This window comes from Rhodohalobacter sulfatireducens (genome assembly GCF_022012475.1).
Taxonomy (GTDB): Bacteria; Bacteroidota; Rhodothermia; order Balneolales; family Balneolaceae; genus Rhodohalobacter; species Rhodohalobacter sulfatireducens.
The window spans coordinates 199088-215291 of sequence record NZ_JAKLWS010000004.1 but is presented as its reverse complement, the minus strand read 5'-3'; the positions used below and the strand labels follow the sequence as shown (position 1 = coordinate 215291).

Sequence of the window (16204 nt, the reverse complement as noted above, 5' to 3'; positions counted from 1 at the left end):
GAAGATGGAAATAACTAGTGAATTAAATATAGATGTAGAAGCTTTAATCGCATTTAAGATTGATGATAAGTGGCTAACATTCAGATCAATAGATAAACCTAGTGATGAGGGTTTACCAGGTACAGTTGTAAGCAAGCGACAAAATGGAAGATCAGGAAAAAAGGAAATTAAAATTGAGCCTTGCGATTTAAGTGCAACGGAATTTAAAGTCTACATTTACACAAAGAAAGTGCCTGAACTAAATGGAGTAGAGGGAATTAAGGTACATCCTGGGAAATATCGAAAGCTGAGTGATCTTAATGGCAAATGTCGCGAACTGCATCATGTAGAAGTTAATAAGCTTAGAAATAATCGATTAGATGGTTATAAATACAGGGTCGTGATTCATTATCATTTATATGATGATCGTCCTCACTGTCCTGATATTCAAGAAATCCATAAAGATCCAACTATCATTCATCCTGATGATCCCGGTGGCAATGGCTGATTTATAACTGAACCGTTAAAAATGTCCAGGCACCGCTCAAACCTAACCCTGCTCTTTTCTCTTTGTTTATTCTTTGGAATATTTGAGAAGGGTATGGCACAAGTTGAGTCATATGACCCCGAAACCCATAACTACTTTCGCCAGAACTGGTCGGCCATGCAGGACAGTTCCGGCATTCTTTTTTTTGGGAACAGTACGGGGTTGTTGAGTTTTGATGGCGAGAAGTGGCACCCGGTAAAGCATGCTCCGAAAGGAAGTGCCGTTCTGATGTTTGCAGAGCATCAAAATAACATTTATTGGGGAGGAAACGGGGATTTAGGGATTATCAAGAGTGATAGCCTGAACCAATTTACGCCTCTTAGCCATCGCTCGCGGATTGACAGTGCATACCAGAATTTTTCGTACCTGTGGCAAATGATTGAAGTGGATGGAGAGATCTATCACAGGAATTCGAATGGCATTTATATATCAAGAGGGGATACCATAGAGGTCCTGTTTCCCGAGGAACAGTTTATGGGAATATTTGAATTTGAGGACCAGGTACTGGTTCAGAAAGAAAATGGGGAACTGTATTATCTCGAGGGTGATCATCTAAGGCCGCTTCCTGATCATAATTTTTTTAATGATGATGCGATATATGATGTCATATCCACTCAAATTGGTCACCTGTTTTTTTCAAGAAAGAAGGGGATTGTTCGCTTTAATGGAGAAGCATTTGAACCCATTGAAACAGAATCATCAGAATACATTATTGCGAATCGGGTGTTCAGGGCAGCTCAAATCAATGAAACTGAAATAGCCGTAACGACCCTCGATGGTGGAGTTGTTGTTATCAATCAACAGGGTGAACTTGTTCAAATATTTCGTGAAGAGGATGGTCTGCCTACAAACATGGTTTATAACGTCTACCTGGACCGTGAAGAGACACTTTGGGCGACCTCAGGTAACGGGATCGCTAAAGTTCTGGTAAATAATCCTCTGAAAGTTTGGGATGAGAGTAGAGGCTTAACCGGTATTCCGCTTTTTATCACTTCATTTAACGAACAGACTGCTTTCGGTACAACCGAAGGACTGCTTACTTTTGGCGAATCCGGTAATTTAATTCAAAATGAGTCTATTAATGGCAGGGTATATGACGGAATCATTCTCGATGATACATTCATTCTAACAACCGGCTCCGGAGTTTACAGTCACACTGCCGGCGAGGCGTTAAAACTATCGGGAAGTAGTTACAGAACGTTCATAACCGATTCTTGGCAGTCGGATCTTATTTTGGGGGTATCTGAACGTAAGATTGACAAACTGAATGTTAATAATAATTCCATAAGCAGTGAGCCACTTCTTGAAATAAATTCAGAGATAATCCACGCCGTTAAAGATCGTCAGAGGTTATGGATATTGGCTGCCGATAATACGGTTCACCTGTTCAATTTAGATGGAATTCAATTATCGAGCTACAGAGTTTCCATTTCAGAGGAATCTAGACTGAACAGGATCGGTCGGATTGCGGGTAAAATTCGGATGGGTACAGACGAGGGACTCTTTTTGTACGATGAATCAAGTGATGAATTTGTTTCTGATAGCACCTTCAACGATCCTGAAATCCAAAATGAAGAGGTATTCCGGTTCCGGCAGTGTTCCGAAAATGATGTTTGGTTTCGTAATCACCGGAAAATAAAGAGAGCAGTGCGAGAGAATGGAAATTGGCGAACTCTTACAAATCCTTACAGGACCATAGCGAGAGGTTTGGATGAGGGAGTTGAAACTATTTTTTGTGATGATGAAGGTTCGGTATGGTTTGGGAGTTCAACGAAACTCTACCATTTAACAGATCCGGAATGGTCCTACGAATACGATTTTAATACCAATATCACGGGCGTACTGGTCAGAAATGATTCTCTGATCTATGGTGGATATGGCGATCCGTCAGAAATAAAGGAGTTGGATTTTGGGGAGAATGAACTTCGATTTACCTACGCGGCCGCCAGTTATATCGAACCGGAGGCGAACCAGTACAGAACCCGCCTGCGAGGGTATGAGGATGAGTGGAGCAGTTGGTCGGATGAGCCGCAGAAAGATTTCACCTTCATCCCGGAAGGGACTTATACGTTTGAAGTACAGGGACGAAATGTCTATTACAAAACGGGCAGCATCGATTCATATACGTTTACCGTTCTTCCTCCCTGGTATCGTACGATTTGGGCCTATCTTGCTTATTTGTGTCTTGCAGGTGGAGTGGTCTATACAGGCCACAAAATCCGGCTCAACTCCATCCTGAAAGAGCAGCGAATCCGCGATGGAATCGCACGCGATCTCCACGATGAACTGAGCTCAACTCTAAGCAGTATCAGTTTCTTTGCCAATGCGATGGATTCCCCGAAAACGGAAACTCAAAAAGAGAACCGGTATCTCTCTCTGATCAAAAAATCATCCCTCGAGGCGAAAGAGAAAATCAGTGATATCGTCTGGGTGATCCATACTGAAAATGACGACTGGGACAACCTTCTGATGAGATGTAAACGGTTCGCTTCGGATATCCTGGATGCAAGGAATATTCAACATTCATTTGATATCAAGGGATTATTTACGGGAAAACCCAGCATCAATCAAAAGAAAAATATCTGGCTGATTTTCAGGGAGATTCTCACCAATATTGCCCGTCACGCTGAGCCCAATCAGGTAGATATTCGCTTCACGATGGAATTCGAGAAACTGCACATCCATATCGAAGACAACGGCAAAGGCTTTGACCCTGAAAATACCCGTGAGGATGGGTACGGTGTTCAAAATATCAAAGAGAGAGCTCAGCAGTTAAAAGCCAAGTGCACCCTTGAAAGTATGCCCGGAGAGGGAACGCGCTGGATGATTGATCTGCCGGTTGGGTAAGTAAGAACCTTCAAGTGTGCGCAGCTTCGTGAAGCGTTCATATGGTGGTACTTTTGCATTATAGTTCTTATAAGCCACTTCTTTTCATTTAAGTGATTGCCAATGAATAGTTCGGTTGACAAAAAACTATTGCAAAGAAGATTCTATAATTCTCCTCTTCTCTCTGGTACACATTCATGTAGTGCAAGTGTAGTTCCACAAAATTACACTTCAGTACGAAAGTTGGCTGATAACAAAACCACACGATTATGAAAAGGAGAAAGAACAGAATATCGACTGTAATAAAATTGCCTGCATGGTTATTTATTCTTGGGGCCTCGCTTATTGCTGTGAGCTCCTGCTCCACTGAAAACACCCCCGTTTATACCTTAACCACAAACGTATCACCGGCAGAGGCGGGTTCAGTTTCCCCGGACCAGGGTGAATATGATAAAGGCACGGAAGTACAGGTTAGTGCTTCAGCTAATGAGCATTGGGTATTTACCGGCTGGGGCGGTGACTATTCGGGATCAACCAATCCCGCCACCATTATGATGGATGATGATAAATCCTTGAGCGCCCTGTTCGAGAAAAAAGAGTATGCACTGACTGTAAACATCGAAGGAGAGGGAACAGTTGAAGAGCGGTTGGTGAATGCAAAATCTACCGATTACCCGGCGGAGTCTGTTGTGGAGTTGACAGCCGTACCCGCAGGCGGTTGGGAATTTACCGGTTGGGATGAGTCTCTTTCAGGTCAGGAAAATCCGGAGACAGTTACGATCAATTCACCGGTAAGTGTTACTGCAATGTTTGAAAAGGTGGTGAACGTAATTGTTGAGGGTGAAGGGGATGTACAAGTGGAGTACATTGATGAAGAAACCGGGAAACGAAAATCAGCATCAAGGCGTGTTCGGCTTACCGCTACACCTCAAGAAGGCTGGAAATTTGTAAGCTGGGAGGGTGACCTGACCGGTTCAGAAAACCCCATCGAAACCACCTTCGACGAAGAGATGACCGTAGATGCGGTATTTGTTTCGGATGAGGGAAGATGGATTCTGCAGGGCAGAGTGACCAACAGGCCAATAAGCTCAGTACATTTTACGAATCAGAATACTGGATGGTTATCCACGTCTGATATACCGTTTGAAGAATCCGGATCAATATTTCATACAAACGATGGCGGGCAAACCTGGTCGGAGCAGTATAAAGCCGGGAATGTCAGAGAGTTCTTTTATGATCTTGAATTTGCAGATGAAAATAATGGCTGGGCTTTAATAGGGGCTTATCCGTTCGGTGAAGAAGTTAATTGGTATGGAAAAATTTTGCACACAAGCAATGGCGGACAAAGTTGGAGTGAACAATACTATTTTGAAGACGCGATTGCATACTCTTTAGAGCTTGTAAATTCGAATACCATTATTGTGGTTGGCGAAGTGGATATTAATAAACCTGAATTGGGAGAACACGGAGTGATCATCAGTTCAAACAACGGAGGCAGTTCCTGGACACAACAATCTGTTTCGGATGATCCTGAAATGCATTTGGATGTGGATTTTTCTGGAGATGACAACGGCTGGATGACGGGAATGAATGGACTGTATAAAACCGGCAATGGCGGTAACAGCTGGAGTATTGTCTCAGATCATTCTTTCAGTAGGATTAACTTTGTAAACGGTAGCATCGGTTGGGGAGTAAAATTTGATTTTTCGAACCATCCGGATGTGAGAAGTCAGATATTTAAAACAACGAATGGTGGTCAAAGTTGGAGTGAGCAGAGGTCAATATCAGGTTTTGCATACATCTATTTTGTTAATTCTGAACTCGGATGGATGGGTACTGACAACGGAACAATTCAACAAACTACAGATGGTGGAGAGACCTGGAATGAGCAGCAGGTATACGATAATGGCAATCCAGTGAGCGTTTCGGATGGCGTTGGCTCATTCAACTTTGTTGACAGTCAAACGGGTTGGGTTTCGGTAGGCGGCTCAATACTACGTTATTCACAGGAATAATATTTAAATAAAGAAATATGGGACAACCATTGAAATATAGTGAACTCTGTATGGTACTCATAGTTATTACAGCCATGGGTATTTGGGGTTTTTCATGTTCCTCTGATACTTCCTCATCTACACCTGAAATGTATACACTTACCATTTCCGTAGTTCCTGAAGAAGCGGGAAGTGTAACACCTGCAGAAGGTCAATTTGAGGAGGGTGAGCGAGTGGAAGTGGTCGCAAAAAACAATAAGGACTGGGTATTTTCAAAATGGTCGGGCGACCAATCCGGTTCGCTTCCGGAAACGCTGGTGATTATGGACAGTGATAAAAACCTGGTGGCAAACTTTGAGGAAGGTGTTACCGACATCGATGGGAACGGCTATGAAACAGTGATCATTGGGGATCAGGAGTGGATGGCGCAGAACCTGCGAACCAGCCGGTATGCTAACGGAGATGAAATTCCCAACGTCACCAATCAACAAGAGTGGGATAACCTGACCACCGGTGCCTGGAGCTATTATGATAACGATGAGATCCATAATAACCTCCACGGCAAGCTTTATAACTGGTACGCCGTGGATGATCCCCGAAATATCTGCCCCGATGGATGGCACGTCTCTACCGATAAGGACTGGATCGAGATGGAGATGTTCCTGGGGATGCCGGAAGAAGAAGCATACAGCTTTCAGGGATTTCGGGGAGAAGATGAGAATGTTGGTGGAAAAATTAAAGCTATTAACATATGGCATCAGCCCAATGAAGGAGCCACAAACGAAACTGGATTTTCTGCTCTTCCATCAGGTTTACGTGATTTGAATGGGTTCGTAACATTTGGCGAAACTTCTTGGATTTGGTTACAGGATGAGATTGACGATCCTTACACGGAAGATGTGGATATAAATCCTATGTACCGAGCCAGTTTATATATTTATAATTGGTTTTGGCGCAGTGTGTGGAATACCGAAGAGGGTTTATCAAAAGCTACAGGTATGTCGGTCAGATGTGTCAGGGATTAAGATCAAGGAGGGCAGATGAGTCAATTGAAAAACAGATCAAATCATCTTCTACAGAAAAATGCAACTTGTATCGTACTTGTGTGTATTCTTGCATGTTTGATTCTCTCCTGTTCACCCGATTCCTCTTCATCTGTTTCGGAAGAGGAAACCCATTCACTTTCCGTAGAGATCAAAGGTCAGGGTGAAGTCAAAGAATCCCAATTGAGTTCAAAATTAACCGAATATGCAGAAGGTTCTATGGTAGAACTGATGGCCGTTCCTGCCGAGCAGTGGGAGTTTATACGTTGGGAAGGGGGTGTCGAGGGAGCTGATAATCCAAAAAGTATCTCAATTTCAAATAATATATCAGTCACAGCTATTTTTCAGCACGAGGATGTTAAAGTGGAAATTGAGGGAGAAGGAGATGTGGATGTAGAAATACTGGATGAGAATGGAAAAATGAAACACGCGGATCGCCGGGTCCGACTCACAGCCACACCTGAGGATGGCTGGCAATTTGTAAGCTGGGAAGGAGATGTTAATGGCACGGAAAATCCGGTGGAGGTATCGTTTGAGGATGAGGTGAATGCGGATGCTGTGTTTGTCTCAGGAAGTGGTAAGTGGGTTATCGAAAATTCAGTAACTGAACATGTAACGTCATCATTTTTCCTAAATAAAAATGAAGGCTGGATAACGACAATTAATCCCGATGCCGGAGAGAATGAATATTCAATTTATCACACCGATAATGGAGGTTATGGCTGGAATCATCAGTTTACAAATAAAGAATGGCAATTTACAGATATAATGTTTGTTGATAAGAATATTGGCTGGGCTGTTGGAGGCGGAAATGCTGACACAGATCATTTTAATAGTGGAGTTATTTTTTATACAGACAATGGAGGTCAAACCTGGAGAGAACAATACACGGTTGATCGTTCGTGTGCTTGTTATATAACTGCATTGAACCAAAACAAAATATTCGTATCGGGTTATGATGATGAGGATCTGAAAGAAACAGAAAATGATGGACTTTTATTGAGATCAATCAATGGCGGACAAAACTGGGAAGAGATAGAATTGTTTGGTGAAAATCACCCAGATGGCTGGGTTACACTGGGTGAAGTTGAAGAGTCAGGACCGAGTACGTTATGGGTTCCTGGTGCACCTCAAACTTTTAGATCTGAGAATGCAGGGATTAATTGGAAGCAAGCTTCAGAAAGCTATTATCTCGTTGACTTTGTAAACAGTTCAACTGGATGGGGTTTTAATAGGAATGGAATGTATAAAACCAATGATGGTGGCAAAAACTGGAGTTTACAAACGGATTTATCACAGTTTGGTGGGAGTTTTGATATGCAATTTATCAACTCAAGCCTAGGGTGGATTGGAGCTAACCAGGGAATATTTATGACCACAAATGGTGGAGCTTCATGGAGTCGCCAAAATGTAATAAATGGCGACGATTCTGTAATCACAGCACAAATTCAAATCATTGACAGTCAAACGGTATATGCGGTGGGTGTGTATGGTGAATTTCTTAGATACTTACCGAGATAAAGAATTACGAAATTAGGTGAGTTGTGAAAAAATATCGTCGAGAGTTAAATTTTTTTACCAAAATCTATCTGCAATTTGCATCCTACCCCATTTTCGGTTAACTAAAACTACCCATCATGAGACTTCCGAAGTCTGTGATACTACTATAGCGTTTGATCAATTTGTGCGAATCGAGTCCTGAAGAAGCTTAGAAAGTCTTCGAAAGTCTTTTAAATTGAAATCTATTCACGGTTGAATGATCTACAAAAAACTACATAACCATGTAGTGATTGGCTTCTGAATCATAGCCATTTTTAAATAAAAAAGCGGATGGAAGAAAACGGACAGGAATCGGAACTCATACGCGTCGTCATTGTAGAGGATAATCAATATATCCGTGAGGGGTGGGAGACGATCCTCGACAGTGATTCTCAAATTGTTGTGAAAAGTGTGTTTCGGGATTGTGAATCAGCACTCGAGTCCGATGACATTGAATGGTGTGATATCATCCTGTTAGACATTCAGCTTCCCGGCATTATGGGTACGGAAGGCGTTGAGAAGTTTTTAGAGATCAATCCGAGCTTATCCATTATCATGATCTCTGTGATGGAAGATTCCCAGCACATCTTTGAGGCTCTGCAAAACGGGGCGATAGGGTACCTCATCAAAAAAGTGGGTCCGGATGAACTGATCCAGGCAGTGAAAGATGCTTATGAGGGTGGTTCTCCAATGTCGCCAATCATTGCCCGAAAAGTAATTGCTTCTATGCAAACTCAGCCTAAGAAAAAAGAAAAACTGGATTTGACCGACCGAGAGCAAGAGGTATTGCGATTGTTAGCAGAAGGTAACTCCTATTCAGCTATCGCAGAGGAGATTTACCTCTCCGTGGATGGTGTTGGGTACCACATTCGTAATATTTACCGCAAGCTGCAGGTCAACAGTAAAGCGGAAGCAGTAGCCAAAGGCCTGGCGAACGGGCTTATTAAGATGGCTGAGTCATAATTGTAATGCTCTGCAATTATTTTTTTTGAAGTACCAAAAAAATGGTACCCTTGAACAAGAGTACTATTCGGGAATGAAGACTATCTAATAAAAAAGTAAGTTCACATTATGAATCCAACGGTTGAGGCTGTAGCAAATAAGACAGATTCCAAACTCATCATCAAAGATAAAACAAAGAAAAAACCTGAATCTGTTTCTCCACACTCTATAAAAAAGCTCACAAACGAGAATTTGCTCGATATGACATTTATATCGAAAACGAATAAGCCTGTCTATATTCGAGTTCAATCAGTTGTTGATGATGGTGGAAATGGAGAGGAAAGGGTTGAAGTAGAGGTTGGCGAAGCAGAAGAGGAAGAAGAGGATTTGTAAAACCTTTTCTTCATGGCTAAGTGGATAAGTTCAGTATTTCTTTATGCATCTCTGCCTTTATTGGTTTGGGGACAGAGTATGCCTTTAATCCACCATTACGATGCAGAAACGATCGATTCACATCCCCAGCACTGGTCCATTGCTCAAGACAGCTCGGGATATCTTTATTTTGGAAGCCAGGGAGAGGGAACAGATCAGTTTGATGGAGTCAACTGGAGATGGGACAGAGTGCCGGGAACAGGTGCTATTCGCTCGTTGTATTCTTTTAATTCCAACATCCACTGGGGCGGTGTTGGTGATTTCGGACATTTTGTGAGCGATTCACTTCACTCTTTTACACTGCATTCGCTTAAAGATCAGATCGATTCAACGAAACACTCATTTGGCGATGTATGGCAGATGGTGGAATTTCAAAACAGGTTATATCACCGCACTTCCGATGCCATCTATATTTTAGAAGAGGATACCATTCGGGTTTTGGAGAGCCAGGATCGGCTCAGAGGCATATTTACAGTGGGTAACAAAATTTGGGTACAGAGGGAAAATAGCGGAATTCAGCGTATTGAAAGTAACCGGTGGGAAGATATTCCCGGCACTGAAGCGTTTATTGAGGATCGCCTGGTGTCGATTCTGCCTTATGCCGGCAATCAACTGTTGATTTTTCGAAATCGGGGATTCGTGAAGTACGATGGGGAAACGTTTACGGATCAACCATCAGAAGTGGATGACTATTTGAGGGAACATTCTTTATATAGGGCAACATTTATCAATGAAAATGAAATAGCTTTGGCATTTTTAAATGGCGGAATTTTGATTGTTGGAACAGATGGATCACTTAAGAAAACCATAATCGAGGATACCGGCCTGCCAACAAATGTGATTTACGAAATTTATGTAGACCGGGAAGGGACACTCTGGGCTACCTCTGTTGATGGAATGATAAAGGTGTTGGTTAATAATCCTGTCTCTGTGATTCCCGAGCAAAATGGGTTTAACGGGATCGTATCATTTATTGAATCGCTGGGAGACACGATCTATGTTGGTTCTCAAAACGGATTATTTTTCTTTGAACCCGGAAATGAAATTCAAAAATATCCGGGTATCGATCAGACTGTTTATGATGCTATCAACCTGAATGGATCTCTGTTTGTATCTTATCCACCGGGTCTTTTGAGGTTAGGGGACAATGAACTTGTAAACCTCTACAGCGATGGAAACTATTCGAAACTCGAGCCGTCTGCTGCTTTTGAGGATGCATTTTTTGGCTCACAATCACACTCCATAGACAAAATAGTAATACAAGGAGATTCGGCAGAGATCGATGAAGTTCTTAGAAGTGAATCATCGGAATTTCGGGATTTTTATGTGGATGGAGATGAGATCTGGGCTGTTACCTATCAAAATGAAGTGATTCGAAAATCATTGAACAGCAATACATTAGAGACATACATTCCTGATTTTGAAAACGAAGAACTCCCGATACGGCATGTAGCACTGATTGACAATAAGATAAGGTTGGGAACAGACAGTGGTTTGTTTGTGTACGACCCAAAGTCCGATTCTTTTCAGCCTGATTCTTCATTCAATGACCCCGGGTTGAACTCGACGCAGGTCTTTCAATTCGAACAGTGTTCACCGGATGAAATTTGGTTTCGAAACAACTTCCTAACGAAAAGAGCGGTTCGGAAGGAAAATTCCTGGGAAATTACAGAGATTCCGTATCGGTTGATTGGTGCTGATAACTCGATCGAAAATATCCATTGCAACCCTGACGGAACTGCCTGGTTTGGGGGCGAGGGGTTGTTTCATCTATCCGATCCCAATTGGACATACAAACACGATTTTAACACCAATATTACGGCCGTTTCCATGCCGAATGATTCGTTGGTTTATGGTGGATACGGTGAGTTGTCTGAAACTCCTGTGTTCTCCTTTGAGAATAATGAATTGCGATTTAATTACGCTGCTGCCAGCTATATCGAACCGGAAGAAAATACGTACCGCGTACGCTTAAAAGGTTATGAAGAGGAGTGGAGTGACTGGTCGGATGAAACTCAAAAAGACTACACTTTTATTCCTGAGGGAACCTATACTTTCCAGGTTCAGGGACGTAATGTATATGAACAGGCGGGCGCTATCGACTCATTTACATTTACCGTTCTGCCGCCCTGGTATCGAACCATCTGGGCATATATTGGGTATCTTTTAATCACAGGTGGTATTATTTATGGCGGTTATCGAATTCGATTGAACACTATACTGAGAGAGCAACGGATTCGAGATGGGATTGCCAGGGACCTTCATGATGAATTAAGCTCTACACTTAGCAGTATAAACTTTTTTGCGGATGCGATTAATTCTCAGAAACTGGATGAGAAAGAGAACAATCGATTCCTGTCGCTGATTACTAAATCATCCCGAGAGGCAAAAGAGAAAGTCAGTGATATTGTATGGGTTATTCATTCTGAAAATGATGACTGGGAAAATCTATTCCTGAGATGTAAACGATTTGCGGCTGATATGCTGGATGCACAAAATATCAAGTATGAATTTTCAGTTCGGGATACACTTTCAGGGCGTCCCGCAATAACGGAACGAAAAAATATATGGCTGATTTTTCGGGAAATTCTCACCAATATTGCCCGACATTCCAAGGCCGATCAAGTAGATATCTGTTTTCGTATGAAATCGGGGAAACTTCATATCCGAATAGAAGATGATGGGAAAGGTTTTGAACCGTCTGAGATTCGGAGTGACGGTTATGGTGTGCAAAATATCAAGGAGAGGGTTGAACAACTAAATGGAGAGTATTCACTTAAAACAAAGACCGGAAAGGGTACCCGTTGGGAAATATATATTCCGATTGCCTGATTAATTATAGCTCATCAAATAAATCCATTTTACTATAAGCAGCAATGAGAAACTGCATATCTATGTAGTGATTGGTAGAGTAAGTGAAAGTATCTTTGATAAAGAGCAAAGAGGTTGAACACTCAAATCGTCAGTACCAGGTAATCTACAAGGATGAAGCATTTGTTGAAGCAGAAAATTCAGCCCATAACAGCTAAAATATTACTTTCACTATTCTTTGGGGTTATGGCTATTACAGCTTCTTCAAATTTGCCCACGGAAAATAATCAGTCGTTTAATCTTCAAGACAGTACATCCAAAATTGTTAAAAATTCATGTCGGTTGATAGCGAATCAGTCTGCCGAATATAAACCTGATTCAGATGAATCGGTGGCTGTAGGTCGGGCTATAAGCTGGGATTCAACATCAAAGGTGCTGCCATGAATAGAAGAGTTCATTTTTTGATTGAAAACTACATGACTATGTAGTGAGATTGGAGAGGATTAAAGGTATGCTTAACGCAGAGGATATTTCTAAACTCAATCTTTTTTGTTACATAACTGGCAAAGTTGTGTAGCGGGCATGGAGGTGCCTGTAAAGTGAAGGTTGAGTTAGATATTCTCGATTGAGTTCCTACGTTGGTTTTTTTTGGGTGCAAAATTGAAAGTACCCAATAAAACTACTTTTACTCAATTAGTTGATCATATATGATCACGGAGAGACAAAACGGCGGGCCTGATTGAGCGCAGGCCTGCCGTTCTTTTTTTAAGTTAGTACGGGTAACCTATCTTTTTGTAATTTCGTAAATTACTAGTCTTAAATATTCGTAACTAATTGTTTTAATTTATGCTCTTCACGAACCGACGGAATTTTCAGATAATCATAACTTTTGTCCTAACTGTCTTTTCTACGGCAGTATTGGCTTTTCAGAATGAACCGCATTTCACACATCATCCATCGTTAACACCTGATGCGGATACCATAATTTTTAGCTATGAAACTGATTTATGGAAAGTGCCGGCGGATGGCGGAACAGCAACAAGATTAACAGCTATGGATGGCATAGAGACTCGGCCATCGGTTTCTCCGGATGGACGCTGGATTGCTTTTTCCTCTAACCAATACGGAAATTATGATCTGTATGTAATGCCGATTGACGGTGGGGAGGTGACACAGCTGACGTTCCATCAATCAACGGATGAAGTAGAAGGTTGGTCATGGGATTCTGAAACGATCTATTTTACATCAAACCGCGAAAACAGATTTAGCAGCTGGAAAATCTCAATAGAGGGAGGAACTCCGGCAAGAATATTTGACCATTATCACAATACTGACCACAACCTGGCCATCCATCCGAACGGATCCTTCTACTTTAATACATCCTGGGAGAGTAAAAACCAGGATCACAGGAAACGTTATCGCGGGGCTTTTGCACCTCAAATAGAGGTTTTTGATCCGTCAAATGAACAATATGATCTGCTTACCGAGTATGACGGAAAAGATATGTGGCCAACCATTGATGAGAACGGCACCGTTTATTTCGTATCGGATGAACTGAATGGAGAGTATAATCTTTATCGATTCAACATGGGTGTAAAAGAGGCATTGACTGAATTTTCCTCATCCATCAAATTTCCAAATGTTAGTGCCAACGGAGAAAAGGTAGTTTTTGAGAGGGATTACCAGGTATGGATCTATGATGTGGAATACGATGAATCAAACAAAGTTCCGATATCAGTCTACGGAAATTCAACACTGACTAAAGAACAGGATTTCCGGGTATCAGGAAATATTACTTCGTTTGATGTCTCGCCAGATAAAAAGAAACTGGCATTTTCATCAAGGGGCGAGCTGTTTATTTCGGATGCGGAAGGAAAGTTCATACGCCGACTTCCAACGAGTGTTAATGGACGTGTACTTGAAGTACTTTGGATGAGCGACAACAAAACGATCTTGTTCAATCAAACCAAAGACGGGTACCAAAATTTGTACACTATTTCAGCCGATGGTTCAACGGGTGAAAATCAGCTTACAGATGAGATGCAAAATAATCGATCCATCTCTCTCAACAGCGATCGGACCCAAGCGGTGTATCTGAGCGGCAGGGGTGAAGTACGGTTAATGGATCTTGATTCCTACGAGAGTGAAACTGTTGTTGAGGACGAAATTTGGGATATTTTTTCATCAGATCCACAATTCTCGCCGGATGATAACTATATCGTATATACTGCGTTCAGAAATTTCGAACAAAATGTGTATATCTATGATATTGAGAATGAATCAACAATTTCTATAACAGACACTTTTGTATCTGAGACAAGCCCGGTGTGGAGTCCCGACGGAAAGTATATATACTTTCAGACCAACAGAACTCAGCCAAGTTATCCCTACGGACAGCAGAATCCCGATATCTACCGAATTGCCCTGGATTTGATTGAACCTGATTTTCGATCCGAGCAAGTGGACAAGCTTTTTGAAGAAACTGAGGAAGATGAAGCTGACAGCAATAATGAGAATGGCGAAGAATCGGAAGAAGAATCGATTGAGATAATCATCCGCGAAGAGGGCTTGAATGACAGATGGGAGCAGGTAGGCACTCAGTTTGGTTCACAAACATCACCACAAGTTTTTAAAAAAGATGAGAAAACATTTCTACTCTTCAGGTCTAATCACGACGAGGGAGAAATCAGTTGGTGGAAAACAGTGTTTGAACCATTTGAATCGCCGAAGACAGAAAAAATTGATGGAACTCAGATGGGCTCAAGCGGAATATTGAATGTGGATGATTCGTACTGGCTACTCCTGAACGGCGATATCCATACCATGAACATTGAATCCGGGAGTGTTGAAAAAGTAGAAATTAATCACACATTTCAACGAAATTTACGTGATGAATTCAACCAAATGTTTGATGAAATGTGGGCAAACCTGGAAGAAAACTTTTACAGCAGCGATTTTCACGGGGAAAACTGGGAATCTATTCGGCAGTACTATCAGCGGTTTTTGCCGGAAGTCCGTACAAGAAGCAACTTAAGGGAGCTGTTAAACGACATGGTCGGTGAGCTGAACTCATCACATCTTGGTTTCTATTCAACCGGGGATGAAGAAGATGTTTATTATGGAAGTTCAACCCTGGCTACCGGCATTCTGTTTGAGGATGAAAATCCATACAGTGTAGAACGAATTGTCGATCAATCACCGGCTTGGCAAACAGATGGAGAGATTCAGCCCGGAGATGAATTGATAGGTGTAAATGGTCTCGAGGTTGATCCATCTCAAAACCGTGAATCCTATTTTGCAAATCCATCGATGGATGAGGAATTAGTTCTGACATTTCTTCGGGGGTCTGATGAATTTGAGGTTAAATTAAAACCGACCTCCTATGCTTCAGTTCGGAGTGATATTTACGAGGAGTGGATTGACCAGCGACAACAAATTGTAGATGAACAGTCTGACAAACGAATTGCCTATGTCCATATGAGAAATATGGGTGGTGGCGAACTCCAGGATTTCAAACAAGAAATGGTTTCTGAAGGAGAACAGCGCGATGCCCTAATACTGGACCTGCGTTATAATACCGGTGGGAATGTTCATGATGAGGTTCTTCGGTTTTTGTCACAATGCCCCTATCTGCAATGGGGGTATCGCGAGGGGGAGTTGACGACCCAATCTAACTTTACACCGGCTGCAAAACCGATTGTACTGCTCGTGAATGAACAGTCTCTCAGTGATGCCGAACTTACTGCACAGGGATTTAAGGAACTCGGTTTGGGGACAATAATCGGTACAGAAACCTATCGATGGATCATTTTTACCTCGGGTAAGGGGTTGGTTGACGGATCATTCTATCGCCTGCCATCCTGGGGTGTTTATACGTTTGAGGGCGAAAACCTTGAAAAAACGGGGGTGAGTCCCGATATCTACGTAAAAAATACCTTCAAAGATCGTCTTTCAGGTGAAGATCCGCAGCTGCAAAGAGCTCTTGAACATATTATACAAGAGTTGAATGAGTAAGATTGCCTTTGAATTTTAGGCTGGGATACCCTTACAATCGAGGTTTAAATAGGTTTGAATTCCCATGTCAATCATCG

The 16204-nt window shown here is 42.0% G+C and carries 10 protein-coding genes; all 10 read left to right on the top strand.

The genetic code is table 11. From position 1 onward, the window contains the following. Positions 1-4 precede the first annotated feature (4 nt). The 10 genes from L6773_RS05370 (at position 5) to L6773_RS05325 (ending at position 16127) form a co-directional block, all read left to right on the top strand. On the top strand, positions 5-487 hold the full coding sequence (locus L6773_RS05370) for a hypothetical protein (protein ID WP_237852831.1): 483 nt from the start codon (positions 5-7) through the stop codon (positions 485-487). A 21-nt stretch (positions 488-508) separates the two neighbouring features. Further along, positions 509-3373, top strand: coding sequence for a sensor histidine kinase (locus L6773_RS05365; RefSeq protein WP_237852830.1), 2865 nt, complete (start codon positions 509-511; stop codon positions 3371-3373). A gap of 248 nt (positions 3374-3621) precedes the next feature. Beyond that, positions 3622-5367, top strand: a complete 1746-nt coding sequence (locus L6773_RS05360; protein ID WP_237852829.1) for an InlB B-repeat-containing protein — start codon at positions 3622-3624, stop codon at positions 5365-5367. A gap of 17 nt (positions 5368-5384) precedes the next feature. After that, on the top strand, positions 5385-6371 hold the full coding sequence (locus L6773_RS05355; protein ID WP_237852828.1) for an FISUMP domain-containing protein: 987 nt from the start codon (positions 5385-5387) through the stop codon (positions 6369-6371). A 15-nt stretch (positions 6372-6386) separates the two neighbouring features. Then, positions 6387-7910, top strand: coding sequence for an InlB B-repeat-containing protein (locus L6773_RS05350; protein WP_237852827.1), 1524 nt, complete (start codon positions 6387-6389; stop codon positions 7908-7910). Positions 7911-8219: 309 nt separating this feature from the next. Then, positions 8220-8891 (top strand): response regulator transcription factor, encoded by a 672-nt coding sequence (locus tag L6773_RS05345; RefSeq protein ID WP_237852826.1) that lies wholly within the window; start codon positions 8220-8222, stop codon positions 8889-8891. A gap of 108 nt (positions 8892-8999) precedes the next feature. Then, complete coding sequence (locus tag L6773_RS05340) at positions 9000-9263, top strand: hypothetical protein (RefSeq protein ID WP_237852825.1); 264 nt, start codon at positions 9000-9002, stop codon at positions 9261-9263. A 12-nt stretch (positions 9264-9275) separates the two neighbouring features. Then, on the top strand, positions 9276-12134 hold the full coding sequence (locus tag L6773_RS05335) for a sensor histidine kinase (RefSeq protein WP_237852824.1): 2859 nt from the start codon (positions 9276-9278) through the stop codon (positions 12132-12134). A gap of 153 nt (positions 12135-12287) precedes the next feature. After that, positions 12288-12557 carry a hypothetical protein gene (locus L6773_RS05330; RefSeq protein WP_237852823.1) on the top strand — a complete coding sequence of 90 codons (270 nt, stop codon included), beginning with the start codon at positions 12288-12290 and terminating at the stop codon, positions 12555-12557. 402 nt (positions 12558-12959) lie between these two features. Beyond that, a complete protein-coding gene (locus L6773_RS05325; protein ID WP_237852822.1) occupies positions 12960-16127 on the top strand; it encodes a S41 family peptidase in 3168 nt (1055 codons plus the stop codon). The last annotated feature ends 77 nt before the right edge of the window (positions 16128-16204 follow it).

Excerpts from the sequence above, each read along its gene's own strand:
- L6773_RS05365 (WP_237852830.1), top strand. The coding sequence starts at position 509 with ATGTCCAGGCACCGCTCAAACCTAACCCTGCTCTTTTCTCTTTGTTTA.
- L6773_RS05360 (WP_237852829.1), top strand. The coding sequence starts at position 3,622 with ATGAAAAGGAGAAAGAACAGAATATCGACTGTAATAAAATTGCCTGCA.
- L6773_RS05340 (WP_237852825.1), top strand. The coding sequence starts at position 9,000 with ATGAATCCAACGGTTGAGGCTGTAGCAAATAAGACAGATTCCAAACTC.
- L6773_RS05335 (WP_237852824.1), top strand. The coding sequence starts at position 9,276 with ATGGCTAAGTGGATAAGTTCAGTATTTCTTTATGCATCTCTGCCTTTA.
- L6773_RS05350 (WP_237852827.1), top strand. The coding sequence starts at position 6,387 with ATGAGTCAATTGAAAAACAGATCAAATCATCTTCTACAGAAAAATGCA.
- L6773_RS05355 (WP_237852828.1), top strand. The coding sequence starts at position 5,385 with ATGGGACAACCATTGAAATATAGTGAACTCTGTATGGTACTCATAGTT.
- L6773_RS05345 (WP_237852826.1), top strand. The coding sequence starts at position 8,220 with ATGGAAGAAAACGGACAGGAATCGGAACTCATACGCGTCGTCATTGTA.
- L6773_RS05330 (WP_237852823.1), top strand. The coding sequence starts at position 12,288 with ATGAAGCATTTGTTGAAGCAGAAAATTCAGCCCATAACAGCTAAAATA.
- L6773_RS05325 (WP_237852822.1), top strand. The coding sequence starts at position 12,960 with ATGCTCTTCACGAACCGACGGAATTTTCAGATAATCATAACTTTTGTC.
- L6773_RS05370 (WP_237852831.1), top strand. The coding sequence starts at position 5 with ATGGAAATAACTAGTGAATTAAATATAGATGTAGAAGCTTTAATCGCA.